Genomic DNA, 438 nt, shown 5'->3' with positions numbered 1-438 from the left:
AGGCGACGAATGGTCGCCCTCGACGCAGTCGGGTTCGTCTTCGTCGCCGGGCTGATCACGGCGCTCGCGACCGGGATCGGGGCGGTACCGTTCTTCTTCTTCGAGACGATCAGCGACCGCGGGAACGTGGCGCTCTGGGGGTTCGCGTCGGGGATCATGCTCTCCGCGTCGCTGTTCGGCCTCGTCCGGGAGGGACTCGCGGAGGGGACGCCGGTCGAGATCGGCGTCGGGATGCTCGCTGGCGTCGTCCTCGTCGTCCTCGCGCACGAGGTGCTGATGGACGCCGAGATCGACCCGCGGGAGTACGAGGAGGCCGACTTCAAGAAGCTGATTTTGATCCTCGGCGTGCTGACGGTCCACAGTTTCCCGGAGGGGATCGCCGTCGGCGTCTCCTTCGCGGACCTCGGCTTGGAGGGCGGCACCGCGCTGTTCGGCTTC

General features: G+C 68.0%; 1 protein-coding gene. It reads left to right on the top strand.

What is annotated here, in order from left to right; translation table 11 throughout:
- Positions 1–9 precede the first annotated feature (9 nt).
- The coding region (locus EXE44_RS18270) for a ZIP family metal transporter (RefSeq protein ID WP_369333866.1) at positions 10–438 on the top strand (429 nt) is incomplete at its 3' end.

This window comes from Halorubrum sp. SS7 (assembly GCF_005435055.1).
GTDB classification, from domain to species: domain Archaea; phylum Halobacteriota; class Halobacteria; order Halobacteriales; family Haloferacaceae; genus Halorubrum; species Halorubrum salinarum.
The sequence above is the reverse complement of the archived record's forward strand: the minus strand, read 5'-3'. Positions and strand labels throughout refer to the sequence as shown.